At 40.0% G+C, this 17477-nt stretch carries 11 protein-coding genes and 2 pseudogenes; all 13 read right to left on the bottom strand.

Annotation, left to right across the window (positions count from 1 at the left end; genetic code table 11):
• Positions 1-18: 18 nt before the first annotated feature.
• Positions 19-1365: a glycoside hydrolase family 2 TIM barrel-domain containing protein gene (locus MKP09_RS10155; protein WP_240827829.1), complete on the bottom strand. Its 1347-nt coding sequence runs from the start codon at positions 1363-1365 to the stop codon at positions 19-21.
• A 41-nt stretch (positions 1366-1406) separates the two neighbouring features.
• A pseudogene (locus MKP09_RS10150) lies at positions 1407-2909 on the bottom strand (sulfatase-like hydrolase/transferase); the annotation flags it as partial.
• A 47-nt stretch (positions 2910-2956) separates the two neighbouring features.
• Positions 2957-3253, bottom strand: coding sequence for a sulfatase-like hydrolase/transferase (locus MKP09_RS10145; protein ID WP_240827822.1), 297 nt, complete (start codon positions 3251-3253; stop codon positions 2957-2959).
• Between the two features lie 332 nt (positions 3254-3585).
• A complete protein-coding gene (locus MKP09_RS10140; RefSeq protein WP_240827820.1) occupies positions 3586-5007 on the bottom strand; it encodes a hypothetical protein in 1422 nt (473 codons plus the stop codon).
• 61 nt (positions 5008-5068) lie between these two features.
• Positions 5069-5269: a hypothetical protein gene (locus tag MKP09_RS10135; protein ID WP_240827818.1), complete on the bottom strand. Its 201-nt coding sequence runs from the start codon at positions 5267-5269 to the stop codon at positions 5069-5071.
• Complete coding sequence (locus tag MKP09_RS10130) at positions 5209-6456, bottom strand: sulfatase (protein ID WP_240827816.1); 1248 nt, start codon at positions 6454-6456, stop codon at positions 5209-5211. Before MKP09_RS10130 ends, MKP09_RS10135 begins: the two co-directional genes overlap by 61 nt.
• Before the next feature lie 187 nt (positions 6457-6643).
• Positions 6644-7540: a PA14 domain-containing protein gene (locus MKP09_RS10125; RefSeq protein WP_394801050.1), complete on the bottom strand. Its 897-nt coding sequence runs from the start codon at positions 7538-7540 to the stop codon at positions 6644-6646.
• A pseudogene (locus MKP09_RS28045) lies at positions 7477-8727 on the bottom strand (sulfatase-like hydrolase/transferase). Before MKP09_RS28045 ends, MKP09_RS10125 begins: the two are co-directional and overlap by 64 nt.
• Before the next feature lie 58 nt (positions 8728-8785).
• Positions 8786-10180, bottom strand: coding sequence for a sulfatase (locus MKP09_RS10110; RefSeq protein WP_240827800.1), 1395 nt, complete (start codon positions 10178-10180; stop codon positions 8786-8788).
• Between the two features lie 153 nt (positions 10181-10333).
• Positions 10334-11890 carry a RagB/SusD family nutrient uptake outer membrane protein gene (locus tag MKP09_RS10105; RefSeq protein ID WP_262915311.1) on the bottom strand — a complete coding sequence of 519 codons (1557 nt, stop codon included), beginning with the start codon at positions 11888-11890 and terminating at the stop codon, positions 10334-10336.
• A 177-nt stretch (positions 11891-12067) separates the two neighbouring features.
• A complete protein-coding gene (locus MKP09_RS10100) occupies positions 12068-15229 on the bottom strand; it encodes a SusC/RagA family TonB-linked outer membrane protein (protein ID WP_240827798.1) in 3162 nt (1053 codons plus the stop codon).
• A 121-nt stretch (positions 15230-15350) separates the two neighbouring features.
• Entirely contained in the window at positions 15351-17012 is a 1662-nt protein-coding gene (locus MKP09_RS10095) for a hybrid sensor histidine kinase/response regulator transcription factor (RefSeq protein WP_240827793.1), read from the bottom strand.
• Positions 17009-17419, bottom strand: coding sequence for a triple tyrosine motif-containing protein (locus MKP09_RS10090; RefSeq protein ID WP_317235290.1), 411 nt, complete (start codon positions 17417-17419; stop codon positions 17009-17011). The genes MKP09_RS10095 and MKP09_RS10090 overlap by 4 nt, the downstream gene beginning before the upstream one ends.
• Positions 17420-17477 lie beyond the last annotated feature (58 nt).

Genomic DNA, 17477 nt, shown 5'->3' with positions numbered 1-17477 from the left:
CCTACAATATCAACATGGTCACCTTCGCCGCTTCTTGCCTGGGTAACCGGGGGTGGTGTCTAAGGATTTTAGAACGTCAGCGAGTTTCTTTTGCAAGGCCACTTCAAATTTAGGTACTTCATTACCGATACTCCACATTACAATAGAGGGATGGTTCCTGTCACGTTTTATGAAATCCGTTAAGTCTTTTTGCCACCATTCGTTAAAATATAGCCCGTAGTCATTAGCAGCCTTGGGCTTGTCCCAGCCATCAAATGCTTCATCCAGCACCATCAGTCCCAGTGTATCGCAAATTGTATAGAGCTCTGGTGCCGCAGGATTATGTGTTGTTCTTATCGCGTTGCAGCCCATATCTTTCAGTAGTTTCAACCTACGGTATAATACATCTTCCGGAACCGCTGAACCAACAGGGCCTGCGTCATGATGATTACAAACACCATTCAGCTTTATGCTTTTTTCATTCAGCACAAAACCTTCTTTTGCATTTACTCTTATACTTCTGATACCAAAATAGGTGGTATAGATTTCGTCTGGTTGATCAGGGCTGATAATGCGCTGCACGAGCTTGTATCGTACAGGATTTGAAGGAGACCACAGTTCAGGCTGGCGAATGGCAATATCTTGTGTATGGACATTAGTGGCCGTATCCAATTTAAGGCTTTTCGATATACTTGATATTTGTTGTCCGTTTGGAGCGATGATCGTTGTTTGAAGCGTTATGCCTGCTTTATTTTTATTACTATTTTTTAGTTCAGTCCTTACAGCAATATCAGCCTGTTGTGCCGATACTTTTGGCGTTGTAATATAAGTACCCCATTGAGGTACATAAATATTGCTGGTGGTGCGCAACCACACATGCCTGTAAATTCCTGATCCGGTGTACCACCTGCCGCTGGGAAGTTTGCTGTTATCAGCCTTTACTGCAATTATATTTTTCCCGTTTCTCAGATAGGGTGTTAACTCATATTCATAACTGATATAACCATAAGGCCGCTTACCTAAATAATGCCCGTTGATCCATACTTCACTATTCATATACACACCATCAAACTGTATCATCACATGCTGCTGATCTTTTTTATTCCATTCAAATGTTTTTCTATACCAACCAATGCCGCCAGGTAAATAGCCGCCCTGCCATCCTGCGGCACTTTTCAGATCGAATGGTTGCTCTATGCTCCAGTCATGAGGCAAATGAAGCACGCGCCATTTGGTATCATTAAAACCTGAAGCATAAGGCATTGATGTATCGCCAAGATGAAACCGCCAATCTTGATCGAAGTTGATACGGTTATTTTCTTCCTGTTGTGCATATACTACAGATCCCAATGCTGATAAGAACACAGTAAAAATCAATATTACCATCCGGGACTGTTGTGTGAAGCTATACATATTGAAACTATAATTTAATCAGATACTTTTTCAGAACTATCGTATAAAGCAGTGTAGGGAAGCGCACCGCAATTGATCAGTATGGAACGGATATAGAATCTATGCCTGTTCTTTGTTTTAGCTGTTAAGAGTTTTTCAAGATCTGCAGTCAATGGCTTTGCTTTCGAACCCAGGTTTTGGAGGGCTGCAGCAGCAGGGCCAAAACCAGACTCTAATTGTTGAAATAGATAAGATAATCCTTTGCTCTCGTTTCCGGTATATACCTGCGCCTCTGCCAGCAAACATTTTACTTCAGGTATTACTGTTTCAGACTTTATGATATCTGCAGTAGCTCCTGGCAATTGCTTTATGGCACCGCTTTTTGCCAAACCACAAATACCGCTGGCGCCCCAGTATTGCACAACAGGATCTTTATCTTTTAAATAACTGATTAATGTGTTTAGCTGGCCTGGCTGTTTGAGAGAAGCTGTTTCGGCGGCGGTGATCTCTTTATTTACATCAATATTTTTATTTCGGATCACATTATATAACGGACCGTCCTCCTGCAAAGTATGCCTGTATTCCCTGGGTATAAAACCAAGGTCTTTTTGTTCCCGGACAGTTTGACTTAAAGCTTTCTTTAGTTTGTTCAGAACCGAATAGTAATCAGCTTTACCCGCCAGGTTATTGGTTTCGAGCGAATCGTTTTTAATATCATATAACTCAAACGGCTCGACAGGTAACCAAAATTTCTTTTGCAGCGCATTGTCGATCTTTCCTTCCATATTGGCTATATCCCAGGCCTGTTGGGCAGGCATCTGCCATTGGTAATCCTGGCGCGTTCCGTTAGGATAGGCGCTTTGATAATTCCAAATCAATTTATACTGGCCGTCTGTAATAGCGCGTGAGGGGCAGTAGCTATCACCTTGGTTGGCGCGAAAAGTAAATATGTATTGAGGCTTTTGTTGCGATGCTTTGTTGCCGAGGAAAGGCGAACCCACCATGAAGCCTGGTTTTTTTACACCTGCAAAGTTGAGTACGGTAGGAGCGAAGTCAATAAAAGAGACCAAACGATCACTTACTGCCGGAACGGTTGAGCCTGCCAAATGTTTCCATTTAGGAGGAAAATAAACGATCAGTGGTATTTGTGTGCCGGTTTCATATACGTAGGCTTTGCCGCGTGGCACTGTACCACCGTGATCTGAATAAAAGAAGATGATCGTGTTATCTGCCTCACCACTTTTTTCAAGTGCTGCTAATTGTTTGCCCATCCATTGATCCATTAATGCAACCGCATCCATATTCCAGGCTATGTCATCTCTTACATTCGGCACGTCAGGAATATACGCAGGAACTTCCACATTTTCTGTTTTAACAGTGCGCGGCTTGCGGCCATCCACGGTATTAGTGGCAACTCTCGACATATGCGTAATGCCACAATTGAAAACTGAGAAAAATGGCTGGCTCTTGTCAGAACGATTTTGATAACTGGCTTTTTTGCTTGATTCGTTCCACACATTTTCTGGCGTCTTCATGTTATTGTAATCCTGCTTGTTGTTATTACTGGTGTAGTATCCGGCGTCTCTTAAATATTTCGGAAAATAAAAGGTTTCGGGAAAGGGCCTTTTTCGCGGTGTACATCAGTGCCAAGGCTTACCCCATATACACCTGAAATTAAAGTAGACCTTGATGGAGAGCATTGCGTACCATTTGAATGCGCACGGGTAAACCGAATTCCTTTTTCCGCCAGTCGATCGAGGTTAGGGGTCTTAATTGTTTTATTACCATAACAACTTAGATAAGGGCTCATGTCTTCACAAACCAGCCACAAAATATTGGGCCGCTCTTGTGCATCAGCCATAGTACTTAACAGTAGCAACAAATAAAAAAATGTATATTTTAACATGATGGGAGGGATTTAATATGGAGCCTAATTAAACTTTTTGTTTTTTAAGTGGCTTCGGCAGGCTTAGCCTGACAAAGTTCGGTTGTAAAAAAGACCATTTGTGCAAAGAGCTTCGGCAGCTCAACCTGAAAATGGTACTACCATCTGTGCCTGATGCTTTAAAAAAATGTGATCCTGAGCTTGTCGAAGGAGGCATTTTTAAAGACCCTGGCAGGCTAGTGACAAAAATCGGTTTCCGAAAAACCTACTTAGAGGGCTTCGGCAAGCTCAGCCTGACAATGTCTGCGGCTTATCTGACAATGCCCTGTTTACTTATTAAATACCGCTATGATTACTTCAGCGGGTTCTATTTCTAAATGGATGGATCCGTTTTTAACAGCTACTTTTTGCTCTTTCATTTGATAGTCAAATTCAGCACCTTTTATTCGCCACAATGAGCAGGTTGCAGCGCTTTTGCCAGCTCCCTCAAGTTGGATGGTTGCTGGTGTGGATTGCTGAACATGGCGGCCAGTCATTACAACCGAAGTTATTTTCTTATCAGCTGAAGCAAACACCGGGACTTTTCCATCTGCTTTTGATGCTACAAGATTTCCTGTAAGTTCAGCAGACAGCCGCCTGAATATCTCGTTAAAGATAGACGCCTGATGTGTACTATAATTAAGCAATGTGGGCTTTTTATATTCCATCCTCATGGGCCAGATAGATGTGATATTAAAACCTGATTGAAGCAATATGCCCATCATTTCTGTAAGGTGCATAAATGATTCTGGCGTACGCGTCGTTACATTGAATTCTGACATATTAAACAAGTATTTTTTATCTGGGTGAATACTTGTAAGTAATTGGCGGAGTTGTTGTAATTTCTGTGGGACAATATCTATTTGTTGAGGAGCAAAGTACCAATGTACAATGATCATATCTACTTTATCACCACATTTTTCAGCCAGTGTCTGCCACCATTTGTCAGTGCCTTTTGTAACGGGTAATTGTGTTTGTTCTTTTACAAATGCTTCATATTGTTTATGAGCCTTAACAGTATTTATATTTTTTCTACGCTCTAACACCTGTGGCAGTGCCTCTTTTTTAATCCGCTCTTTTGTTCCAACAAAGTCAACATTCCAATGGCCGTTAATACCCAGAATAATTGCAGGATCAATACTTTTAAGCGAATCTGCATAAACGTTTACCAGGTCTGCATATTCATCAGCCGAAAGCACCGGATGCCAGTAAGTTTCGTTACCAATTTCCCAGTACTTAACATTGTATCCTTTTTGTTTACAATAACGTAGCCATTCAGCGGCTTCATGGCCCCCGCCAGTTATATCATTTTTCACTGCCCAGCTTTCTGTATTCAGTACACACATCGGCTCTGCACCTGTTTGTTTACAAACTTTCATAAATTCATCAAAATCGGTTTCTGCTTCACCGCTTTGATAGGGAAACATATTTACGTTATCAAGCGTAGCCGTTTTCCAATGAAAATTATCTGCTATTGTACCTCCCGGATAGCGTAATAATTTTACGTTCGCCTCTTTAATGGCTGTTGCTAATTTGCCATCTGAAAAAGATGCATCGTCATCAATCCAATAAAGAAAATTGGTTCCCCAAAAAGCAGGAGTGATGGGGTGGATGCTTTCGCTGGTTTGTACAGTGATCTTTACAGGTGCTGTTTGCGCGGATACCATATAGCATTGCCAAAGGGCCAGTAAAGCAAGTACGGTCGCTCTCATTATTTTATTTTATTGAAAGCCTTACGACTTTTCTTTTTATATTCAGGTTAAGGAGTTGCTGCTATTTCTTGTAAAGTGGATTTTTTTGATCGGGCATCTTAGCACCTGTTCCTTCCATTATTTTAAACAATTCTTTCAGAAGTTCATCTCGTTTAGCGGGATTAAAATTGGCCAGGTTCTTTGTTTCACTAAGATCATCTTTCAGGTTGTACAGCTCAATGCTGTTGTTTTGAGTAAGTTTATCGCGGCCACCATCAAGCATCCATTCTTCATGGAATAACAAAAGTTTCCAATCTCCTTTTCTAATAGTAGATACAGGCCTGCTTCTGAAAACATCATCACGTGAGCCAGGGTTTGGCTTATCGAGATAACCAGGAAAATGCCAGAAGATGGAGCGCTGTTCAAGGTCTTTTTCTTGTTTGAATAAAGATACCAGGCTCTTGCCATCCAGAATTTTATCTGATGGAACCGCTTTTTTATTAATGTCCATAAATGTGGCAAACATGTCAACAACATGATGATCGGGGTGTTTTGTACTGTTCCGGCTTTTATAGTTTTAGGCCAACGGGCAATGAACGGAACCCTTATGCCTCCTTCGTAATACATGCCTTTATATCCGCGCAATGGAGCTTGAGGTGATTGCGGCAGGCCTCCGTTATCTGATGTAAAAATGATCAGCGTATTGTCTTCGATACCCAGGTCTTTGATTTTTTGTAACAATATACCAATACCATCATCCATCTGCGTATTCATTGCAGCAAAACGTTTATTCTTTTGCAGCTTTCCCGCTTTGTCGTTGAACTTGTCAAGCATTTCTTTTCTTGCCTGAATAGACATATGTGTAGCATGATGGGATACATATATAAAAAAAGGATGGTCTTTATTTTTTTCCATGAACTCACATGCTCCATTAGTGATCCGATATATTCCTTTCGGGTCATTTGTTTCCTGGAAATCTTTATCATCAGGAGGATTAAAAGAACCATCTACATCAAATCCCTGGTCGCCAGGCAAAGTACCTGCTCTTTTACCTAAATGCCATTTTCCAAAGATCGCTGTTCTGTAACCTGCATCGTGAAGCCCTTCTGCAATGGTGTAGACAGATGGCGCTACTTCTTCTGAGTTAGGTATGGGTTCTAATCTCATTTGTTTTACAGGCCCGCGTTTAGTGCTGGTTACCGCGTACACTCCATGCCGTGGTGTATATTGTCCCGATACAAAACAAGCCCTGCTGGGAGCGCAGTTGCCGGCCGCTGCATAAGCATTGGTAAAAACCATTCCCTGCTTTGCCAGCTTGTCTAAATTCGGGGTCAGGTAAAAATCACTACCTGTAAAGCCAGCATCTTTCCAACCCATATCATCAGCAAGTATGTAAACAATATTAGGTTTTTGTTGGGCATTGCTTGTTATTGCAATAAACAGTAATAAAATATAGATAATTTTTTTCATGTTTTTATTTGGGATAAATTATTTAAATTATTCTTATATCATTTTCTCCATGACGTCATTGCGAGCGGAACGCAGTATAGCCGGGCAATCTCTCTGTACATGCAGCGTCCCCGCAAACGAGATTCCTCCACTTCGCTTCGCTGCGGTCGGAACGACGATACAATATATTCTGGCATCCCTGCATTGATCAATGGAAGAAGGATGCAGCAGGAATATCTTTCAACGAACTATTGTTATGGCTCCATTGCAATTTCACATTGCTTGCTGAACCAATTTTTTCTGTTAAGCTATAAAGACTAAGCGGGTGATAGCCTTTTGTCAATTTAAGTGTAACCTTTTTTGCTGTATTGGATTTATACCCATAGTCGGCATCTATTGCTTTAATATCATGAAGTTTGAAAAAAGCTTTGTAACCGGCCGATAAACTGAATGTATAAGTCCCATCTTCCGGTACATAAATATATCCATCAAAAACAAACAGGTTTTGACTCTTTTCAGAAAGCGTAGGCATTGAAACAACTTTTGTTGACAATTGCTTCAACGTTGCCGTGCTGGGAATCCAGGATGTATTACAGGCAAATGTATTTGCGATTAATCCTTGCTGAAGTGAAGCGGTAGTGGTAACAGCAGGTATTAAAGAATTGTCGTAAGGCCTGGCTGCGCTGCTGTCTTCCATTCTGATTTGTAATACACGATTCTTCAGGTATTCCTGCATAGCCGGGCTTTGAGAAGCAAGGTTTTTTGTTTGTTGAGGATCTGTTTTTATTTGATAGATCTCAAAATCATCAGCTGATGATTGGATGTTATATCGAACCGCCACCGTGTCGCCAAAACGAAGCATTTGCATTTGATTTCTCATCTTATTGCGATGAGCCGGAGCAAATTCATTGTAACCAGGTGATTTGCCCGAGAAAAAGTATTCAGCGTAAACAAGACTTTCATCCTGCTTTCCTTTCCCAATGAGTGATGGCAGTAATGATACGCCGTCACATCTTACCGGTGCGGATTGTCCGGCTGCATTTATGAATGTAGGCAACCAATCGTAAGAAATATTTGGTGCGTTAACAACTGTGTTGGGCTTAATAGAACCTGGCCACCAGGCGATAGTTGCGGCACGAAGGCCCCTTCATACAAATCTCTTTTAATACCATCAAATGGACCGAAGGTGTTGAAGAAATCTGCTTCATAAGATACATATTCTTTAGGCAGATAAGATTCTTTTGAAGGCCCATTGTCTGAAGTGAAAACAACAAGTGTATTATCATCAATATGAAGGTCCTTTAGCAATTGTAACAAATCACCTACCTGATCATCTATTCGATGGGTAACCGAAGCATACCGCTTATAAGTGTCGGGCCATGGTTTTTCGGGTGTGGCCGCATCTTTATCATGATCGTAAGTAGCGTTTTGATATTCGGGATACATGTACGAGTCGATGGTTCCTGACGCTGTATTGATCATGTTTCCTGGTTTGCCCGACCATTGAACGCCGCCTTTTAAACCTCCGCCAGTGGGATATTTTTGTGTGGGCAATTCAAGAACTGCATGAGGCGTGTCGTAAGCGAGGTAAATAAAAAAGGTTTTGATCCATCTTTGCTTTTTTATGATCTACTATATACCGTTTGGCAACGGCGGTAAACAAATCGCCGGTGTAACATTTGTCAAGTTGATCGCTGATCTCTGTATAATTTTCCCAAACTTTTTTGGCTTCCTGTATAAACCTTCTTTGGGGTAATGTTCGTGGCCATCACCATGTGCAATGTATCCGAAGTAGTAGTCGAAACCACGTTTTAAAGGATGGGCTGGCCATTTAGTGCCAGTCTTTGATTTGCCCTGCAAACCCCATTTGCCAATGGCTGCTGTGCTATAGCCTGAAAGCTGCATCACGTTGCCCATTGTGTAGTTATTTTCCAAAGCTTTGTCAAACTGGTTATCGCGTACGTTAGCATGTCCCTGGCTCATGCCCGTTAATAGCGAAGCTCTTGAAGGCGCACACACCGGGGCTGCTGTATAATGTTCAGTAAGCATAGCTCCATCTGCAGCCATTTTATCAAGTTGAGGAGTTAACAGCCAGGGCTCGCTTTTATCGCCATTTTGTTTCCGCTGATTCTGAAAGAAAGCACCGAGGTCGCCATATCCCAAATCATCAACCAGTATAAAAATAATATTGGGCTTTTTTGATGTTTGTGCTATTAATGAATAATTCCATAACAATAGCAAAGCCGATAACGTTAATGTGATTCTGAAAATCGTGAAGATCTTTTTATTCATATTTTTTGTAAGGTTGTACTATAATTTTTTTATTCAGGAGCCTGGTATTGCGCTTTCTCTACTTCTCTTTTTTATCAAAATTCGGGTTAATGACGGGCAATTGCGCATTGGTTTCCTTCAGCCATTTTTGTAGTGACAAATACAAACGTTCCGTATTTCCTTTTTCTTTATCGCTTAGATCATGTCGTTCGCCAATATCGTTTTTTAAATTGTATAATTCTTTCTTCCCGGTTTCATAATAATAGATGAGTTTTGTATCACCTTCCAGAATGGCGCTGTAAGGTGTTGCACCCTGTGAATGATAATGTGGGTAATGCCAGTAAAGATTTCGATTTGATAACTTTTCCTGTTTTAACAGTAGGGGTGAAATGTCTGCCCCATCATTTACTGGAATATCCTTTCCATGCAAACCTGCAACACCAGCAATGGTTGAAAACATATCCATGCTGATAATAGGTGTATCAGTGCTGCCTGGTTTTATATGCTCGGCCCAATAAAATATAGCAGGAACGCGTGTTCCGCCTTCGTATGCTGTTCCTTTCCCTTCTCTAAGCGGGTAGTTGGAAGTTACTTGTTTCTCCCGGTTTTGCCGGTTGCCAATCAGTCCGCCATTATCGCTGGTAAAAATCACCAAAGTGTTTTTATCAAGTTGTAATTGTTGTAATGCATTTATCAGCTTGCCAATATTTCGATCCATGTTTTTGATCAATCCTGCATAGACGGGATTCTGATGATTTTTACTTGTATCAATTTTGGCTTTGAAGTAAGAAAGATCTTCGTCCTTTGCTTTCAACGGTGTGTGTACCGCATAAAACGGGAGATAAACAAAAAAGGGCCTATTGTGGGTTGTACTAATAAATTGAATCGCTTCATCTGCCAGGCGATCAGTAAGCTGTTCACCAGTTACTCCATCTTTCAACCTGGGATTTTTGTAAGGCGAAAAATAGCTGGTAGGAGAGCCTTTGTAATATCCTCCAATGTTTACATCAAATCCCTGATGTTCCGGATAATATTTTTCATCATCACCCAGATGCCATTTTCCGATAGATGCAGTGGCGTATCCTTGTGACTTCAACAGTTCGGCAATCGTTGTTTCTTCAAGTGGCAATTGCATGGTCCAGTCCGGAGGAAGCAAGCGCGCATAAGGCCGCTGGTGTCCTTTTATCCAATCTGTAATATGTGTTCTGGCCGGATATTTTCCGGTCATAATTGCGGCGCGGCTCGGGGAGCAAACATTACATGCAGCGTATGCCTGCGTAAATTTCATGCCTTTCGCTGCCAGCTGATCAAGGTTCGGGGTTTCGTAAAAATCACTTCCATAGCAAGCGAGATCTGTCCATCCTAAATCGTCTGCAACTATTAAAACAATATTTGGCTTTTGACTAAAACAAAACGTTGTTTGAACGAACACCAAAACCAATAATCCTGTTTTCCTTATGTAAGATCTTCCCATACTTATTTTTATTGAACTGGGATACGAACAATTGCTAACGTAAACCACAGTATAGAACTTGTCTTTGACTATAAAAATAACCGATCGTTTATTTCAATATTAAATAAGTTTTAGCGATGCTGTACTTATCTTAATGATCAAAAAACATTTTAATTAGTAACCATCATTCTGAACCAGGTTTTTGTTTAGATCCAGTTCAGCGGTAGGAATGGGAAACCATATTTTATAGGGTTGCCAGTTGGTTTTCAATATCGGTAATGAGTTTATATTATGAAATCCTCCTGTTATTGGCAAGCTCGTAATTGTGCTATTCAATTTGCCAAAACGAATCATATCAAAACGTCTGATACCTACTTCGAAACAAAGCTCGCGGGAACGTTCATCTAAAAGCTCTTCAACAAAATCTGCTTTCTGATAGGCCGTTGTTAAAGTAGCCAAATCAGTAGTGGTGCCATAAAGCGCTCTTTGACGAATAGGTACAAACATTGCTCTTGCACCAGCTTCATCACCCTTATAATACATAGCTTCAGCATTTAAAAGTAGTATATCGGCATAGCGAAGCAAAGGAATTGCTCCATCGCTCATAAATGGCGAAATTTCTTTTAAGACAGGATCTCTATATCTGTATTTGCCAATGCCATAAGCATTTGTCGTTATGTTGGCTGTAGCAGGAACATAGTATCTCACATTTTCTATGATTTCAACAGGCGCATTATCTCCTCCGGGAATACTTCCTGTAAGATTATGGTTTCTTCTTACATCCGACGCATGATAGCGCTTATAAACTTCTGCTGTTGGTACAAACCATTTAGAGCCGCTACCACCACGTGTGTTTACATTTCCCTGTGGTAGCCAGGCCTGGTTAAGCCGGTTACCTACACTATTGGTTGCGGTTGATGAGCCTTCAACTGTAAATAAACATTCTTCATACTGCCAAGGGCGTGTCGTTTCACGAAATAAATAATTGTATTGATCCGTTAACTTAAAACCGCTTTGGCTGATGATCCTTGTTGTGATCTGGTCAACGCTGTCATACATTACAGAAGCGTTAGCCCAGGAGAAATGATTCAATTCCAATTCCAGATCGGAACCTACATTATTTGTTTTGCATGAAGCAAGATACGCATACACCTTAGCCCGCATACCCTCTGCACTCCACTTATTAGCACGCCCGGCAATTGCGGCCCGATTAGGAAGCATGTTGGCGGAAGTGGAAAAATCTGATAAAATCTGATCGTAAACTTCCTGTAAAGACAAACGAGGAGTAAAGAAATCAGGATCAGGTTCTGTGTTTACAGGTACGGCACCAAACATAAGCGCCAGGTACATTTCGTAAAAGCCTCTAAGAAACAATGCTTCTCCTTTTATCTCTGATTTTCTACCTGCATTCATTTCAATAGCATCTATTTTTTCAATAAGATGATTGCAACGATTTACTCCAGCATATAAAGCCTCCCAAATATTCTTTAACTCAGTTTCTGAAGCAGTATAAGATCCGCTTCCAAAAGGCGAAATAGAATTAGCTACACCGGACCTGGTTATACATTCGTCATTACTGCCGTTGAGCAGATAAAGTACGGTTTCACCAAACATGCGGCCATAAGCCGAACTGTTCAGCATATTATAGCAGCCCACTAATGCAGACTCTGCATCAGCAGCAGTTTTATAGAACTTTTCTGTTTCAATAAAAGAGTACGGCTTAGCTTCCAGGAAACTTTTTTACAAGATGTAATAGAGCATGAAGCAAGGATCAGGGTTATATATAATACGATTTTCATCTGTTTATTTTTTTTCTTTAATGGTCAGATGGAATTCCGCAAAAAATTATCATCGTTTTGGGTATTAATAACTTGATAATTTTTATGCTCCATTTCATGATTTCTTCATTTAAAAATTAATAGCGGCTCCAATAATAAAGGACTTAACCCGCGGATAAGAAATTCTATCAAACCCGGAAAATAGCGGGTCGCTAAAACTTACATCAGGATCATATCCTGAGTAATCCGTTAAAAGCCATAAGTTGTTGCCAGTGACATAAACTTTAGCTCCTTTTAAACCAATTTTCCCAATCCAATTTTTTGGTAAATGATAGTTGAGCGTCAGGTTACGCATCCGTAAATAAGATGCATCTTCAACATAATATGAGGAAGCGAATCTGTAAGTTGTATTTCCTCCGGTAAGTCCGTTGCTGCCTCTGAAATCGCCATATTCATTGGTTGGATTTTCAGGAGTCCAGCGGTTATCATAAAAATCTTTCGAAATATTATTGTTATTACTCAATCCTTCCAGCGCAATCTTTCCAAGATTGAAAATTTCGGCGCCATAAGACCACTCGAAGAATACATTAAGCTCAAAGTTTTTATAATTAAAGGTATTGTTGATTCCTCCAAAATGTTTTGGCAAACTATTGGATATGAAAGTTCGGTCGCTATTTTCATCTACAATACCATCATTATTCAAATCCTTAAACTTAAAAGATCCTGGCAAAACAGCAGTACCTGCTACGTTTACTTCCCCTGGTTTTAAACTGTAGGTGCGCTCTGCATGTGGAATAGAAGGATCGCTATTGTTTTGCCAGTCGAATTGTGATATTTGATAAACGCCGTCAAATACGTACCCGTAGGCAGTTCCCAATTGTTGTCCAACACTTACTCTTCCCAGATTGGTGATCACGCCATTATCCATTACAACTGGTATATAATCCAACGAGCCAAGGCTTCTTATTTTGTTTGAATTGAAACTAATGTTGAAGTTGGTTGTCCATTGAAAATCTTTTTGCTGAATGTTTTGTGATGTTACCTGGAATTCGATTCCTTTATTATCAATCTTTCCTATGTTTTGCCACTGTTGTTTATAACCCGATTGCGATGGGATCAAAACAGGCAACAGCATATCTTTGGTTTGCTTCAAATAAAAATCGGCAGTAAAAGTCAACCGGTTTTTCAACAAGCCAAGATCTAAGCCAGCATTGTATTGCACCGTGGTTTCCCATTTCAGATTTGGGTTCGCGAGTGAGGAAGGGGCTAATCCGTATGCCGAAATTCCATCTGCAGCATAATAAGCATTTACCATTTTTCCGGCGTAAGAGTAAGCAGGAATACGTTCATTTCCAGTTTCACCATAACTCAAACGCAATTTCAAATCGCTGATAGCCGAAACGTCTTTAAGAAAATTTTCCTGATCTACTTTCCAGGCAAATGCGAATGAAGGGAAATAACCGTATTTGTTACCTGCCCCAAATTTATCAGATCCATCTGCCCTGAAACTGGCTGTAAACAGATAACGGTTTAGTAGCGTATAATTAATCCGGCTCAACCATGATAAACGGTTATTTACCCATTTTTCTGAATTAAGTCCGGTTACGATCGCACCTTTGCTGATATCATCGATGCCCGTAATCTCATCTGGATAACTGTTATTTCTCATCATGCTACTTTCAAATAAATATCCGTTAACCTCAAATGCAGCCATGACATTCAATCGGTTATTGTCGTTAAAGCTTTTGTCGTAAGTAAGCCTGTTTGTGTTATACCAGTTAAAACTTCTTCTTTCCTGAATAATACCTACGCCATTATTATTATTCCCAAGCGTTGTAAACCGGGAATAAAATTCTTTCCCCTTGGAGCTCGAAATAATTCCGCCACCTGATATATTCAGTTTTAAATCTTTAAAAATTTCGGCATCAACATAGCCATTGCCTATTGATTTAAATGTTCCTGTGTTTTTATATATATTATCAATAATAGACAGGGGCGTTACATATCCAATAGTTTCATCAAAATCTGAATCGAAATAATCAATAGGTTTGGCTGTTATCAACTGCTGAAGAACACCATTCCAGGCATTTGCCTGACCTGTATTGATTGAACCGGACAGGTCGGTATATGAAGTGTTCATATTCAGGCCCAGCTTAATTTTCTTGCTGGCTTCATGATCTACTTTTAACCGCATCGTGTAACGCTTCTGTGTATTATTCCTGATGATTCCTTCTTCACTGAGGTAGCCAGCTCCGCCTGAATAAGTTGTTTTACCAGCTCCTCCACTTAATGTGGTGTTATGATTTTGGGTAACGCTTTGTTGCATCATTTCATCCTGCCAGTCGTGTTGTGGCAGCGAGTAAGGGTCTTTGGGGCTATTTAAGTCAGGCTCTCCGTTTTCATCAGTATTATAAAACAAAGAAGATTGTGGATTGACCAACCTTTGATAGTCAATAAAATCATTTGCATTTAGCATCCTAAGTTTATTGGCTGCTTTCGAAAAACTAACATAGCCATCGTAAGTAGTTACCGACTGACCTGTTTTTCCTGATTTAGTTGTAACGATAACAACTCCGTTGGCGCCACGGGATCCATAAATAGCTGTTGCGGAGGCATCCTTCAAAACTTCGATCGATTCAATATCTGATGGATTTAACATTGCCAATGGATTAGAATTGCTTCCCAAATTGGCATTTCCCGAGCTAGATATCTCATTGGCATTGATATCATATTGGATACCATCTATAACAAAAAGGGGAGAGGAAGATCCATACAAAGAACTGATACCCCTGATCTGTATGTTCATTGCCGCGCCTGGTTCTCCTGACTGAGAAAATATGCGGGCTCCGGGTATTTTCCCCTGAAGCGCTGTTATAAGATCAGTACTTCTTGATTGCTCTATGTCTGTAGCTTTTAAGCCAGCAATCGAACCTGTAAGATCTGATTTCTTTTGTGTACCATAACCAATAACCACTACATCTTCCATTGAATTAGCAACGGTGGCCATTTCAACACGTAGCAAATCGCGATTTTTTATTACCACAGTTTGGCCTTCATATCCTACTGACGAAAATAACAACGAATCACCGACAGAGGCTTCGATCTCGAATTGACCATCAGTCTTGGAAATAACCGTTGCGGCGGTACGTGCCGAGGAAATAGTAACATTGGGTAGAGGTTCATTGCTGCTGTTTGTTACTTCTCCTTTTAGCGGAAAGTTCTGCGCCATACTGCCCAGCGCAATTAATTGCAATGCAATGACAACAAAAACCTTTGATAAATTTTCAAGCATATAAATCGTTAGTTTATTTTGAGTGTGAGTTACAAAAATAGTGTAGCTACAAAGGAGGCCAGGGGGATTATTTCGTATGAATTAAGGGTGTAACTGGTAAAAGAAGCTTATTTAATGAATTTTACCTGGGTGTGTCTGATTTATTATTTTTTAAGTATTCAGAAGGCGTTTGACCAAAGTATTTTCTAAATTGTTCCCGGAAATATTTCTGATCCGTAATGCCCACTTCCAAAGCAACTTCGTTCACTTTCATTTTTTGATGGATAAGTAGCTGAGCTGCCCGTCTGATACGAACACTTTTGATAAAGTCCACAACACTATTTCCTGTGAGATCTTTGATTCTTTTGTATAAAGTAGACTGACTCATGGCCATTCCTTGAGATAATTTCTTTACACTAAAATTATCATCAGTAAGTGATGATTCTACCAGCTTGATCAGTTTGTCAAGAAATTGTTCGTCTGCTGTATTAATTTGTGTATCGGAAGGCTGGAGGGTTATTAATTTTTTAAAATACTGCCTTACATTTTCGCGTTGCGTTAAAAAATTATTCAGCTTCGCTTTTAATAAACGGAAATTAAATGGTTTTGTAATATAGTCATCAGCACCGGTTTCAATACCTTCAATTTCATAAACAGAAGCCGTTCTGGCAGTAAGTAATATTACGGGTATATAGTTCAGTTCAGGATCAGACTTGAGCAGTTGACACATTTCTAATCCGTCCATTCCGGGCATCATCACATCACTAAGTATAATATCCGGCAAATATTGACGGGCTTTCAATAATCCTTCTTTTCCATTTTTTGCAGTAACAATTTTATAATAAACGGCTAACGTTTTTTGTAAGTATTGCAATAACTCAAGATTATCTTCAACGATAAGGAGCTGATAAAGTGGTGTAATGTCTCCCTTATCATTCACCTCTATTGTTGGTAATGCAAGATCGGTTTCATCCGTGATAAGCCATGGGGTTTCATGATATGACGTGTTGTTGTCTTGCTCCGAAATGTAAAGTGGTGGCTGCGGTATTTCCAAGGTATCAAACTCACTTTCAATGTCATCATAATTAGTCACATCATCAGGGTTAGTGTGACTTGTAGTAATATCAGATTCTTTCAGATGAGCTTTCCCAAATGGCAGGGCAACTGTAAATGTAGAACCTTTGTTTATGTCGCTGTCCACAGTAATAAAACCCTGATGCATATCCACAATACCTTTTGCAATGGAAAGCCCGAGGCCGGTACCTGTCGTATTAAGTGATTTTGCCTGAGAGGCCTGGTAATAACTATTAAAAACTTTATAAACCTCTGCAGGAGGAATGCCTGCCCCATTATCAGTAACAATGATTTTCAAATAATTTTCTGCCAGCTTTTTATTGTTATCGTTGGAGTTATAATATAGTGCATCTCTTTTGCTGTTTCCAACGGTAACTATTTTGATAGTGATACTGCCGCCATCAGCGGTGTATTTAAATGCATTTGATAAAAGATTTGTGAAAACAATTTCCATTTTATCCTTATCGCAATATATTAAAGCTGGTTCATCGATATGTATTGAATATTGAATGTGCTGCGACGCAGCTTTATTTTTAAAAACAAGAAATATTTCATTTATTACACGCGTGATATCAACCTGAGCGGCTTTAATCTTCATGTGCCCGGTTTCCATTTTCCTAAAATCAAGCAATTGATTGGTAAGCGTGAGAATTCTTTTGGCATTGCGGTACATCTGCCACAACTTTTCTTTGTAGCTGGCATCAAAACCCTTTTCCAGAAATTCAGTCAATGGACTGTATATTGCGTCATGGGTGTTCTTAACTCATGAGAAATATTAGTAAAAAATTCAAGCTTTCTTTGGTTTAACTCTTTCTCCTTCTCTGCAATTGCGAGATCTCGTTTCAACTTATTCTCGCGTTTAGCAATGCGATATATAATATAAAAAGCAGTTATAGCCGCCAGTATATATATGCAATACGCCCACCATGTAAGCCACCAGGGTGCCTGAACAATAATCAGTAATTTCTTTTGAGGGCTTGCTACATTATTGCCTGTAATAGCATATACCGTAAGTTCATATTTTCCAGGAGCCAGTTTAGCAAAACCAGCGGATGGAAAACTGGTCTCCACCCAATCTTCAGTATAGTTTGATAGTTTGTATCTGTACTTTGTTTTAAGCGAGTTTGCAAATTGGATCCCGATAAAATCTACTGAGAAGTCGTTTTGAGAATATTTGAGTGTAACTGTATCCAGG

It is taken from the genome of Paraniabella ginsengisoli, from assembly GCF_022513635.1.
Taxonomy (GTDB): domain Bacteria; phylum Bacteroidota; class Bacteroidia; order Chitinophagales; family Chitinophagaceae; genus Niabella; species Niabella ginsengisoli.
This window is presented reverse-complemented; position numbering and strand designations above follow the sequence as displayed.

Excerpts from the sequence above, each read along its gene's own strand:
- MKP09_RS10155 (WP_240827829.1), bottom strand. The coding sequence starts at position 1,365 with ATGGTAATATTGATTTTTACTGTGTTCTTATCAGCATTGGGATCTGTA.
- MKP09_RS10140 (WP_240827820.1), bottom strand. The coding sequence starts at position 5,007 with ATGAGAGCGACCGTACTTGCTTTACTGGCCCTTTGGCAATGCTATATG.
- MKP09_RS10135 (WP_240827818.1), bottom strand. The coding sequence starts at position 5,269 with ATGCTTGATGGTGGCCGCGATAAACTTACTCAAAACAACAGCATTGAG.
- MKP09_RS10130 (WP_240827816.1), bottom strand. The coding sequence starts at position 6,456 with ATGAAAAAAATTATCTATATTTTATTACTGTTTATTGCAATAACAAGC.
- MKP09_RS10110 (WP_240827800.1), bottom strand. The coding sequence starts at position 10,180 with ATGGGAAGATCTTACATAAGGAAAACAGGATTATTGGTTTTGGTGTTC.
- MKP09_RS10100 (WP_240827798.1), bottom strand. The coding sequence starts at position 15,229 with ATGCTTGAAAATTTATCAAAGGTTTTTGTTGTCATTGCATTGCAATTA.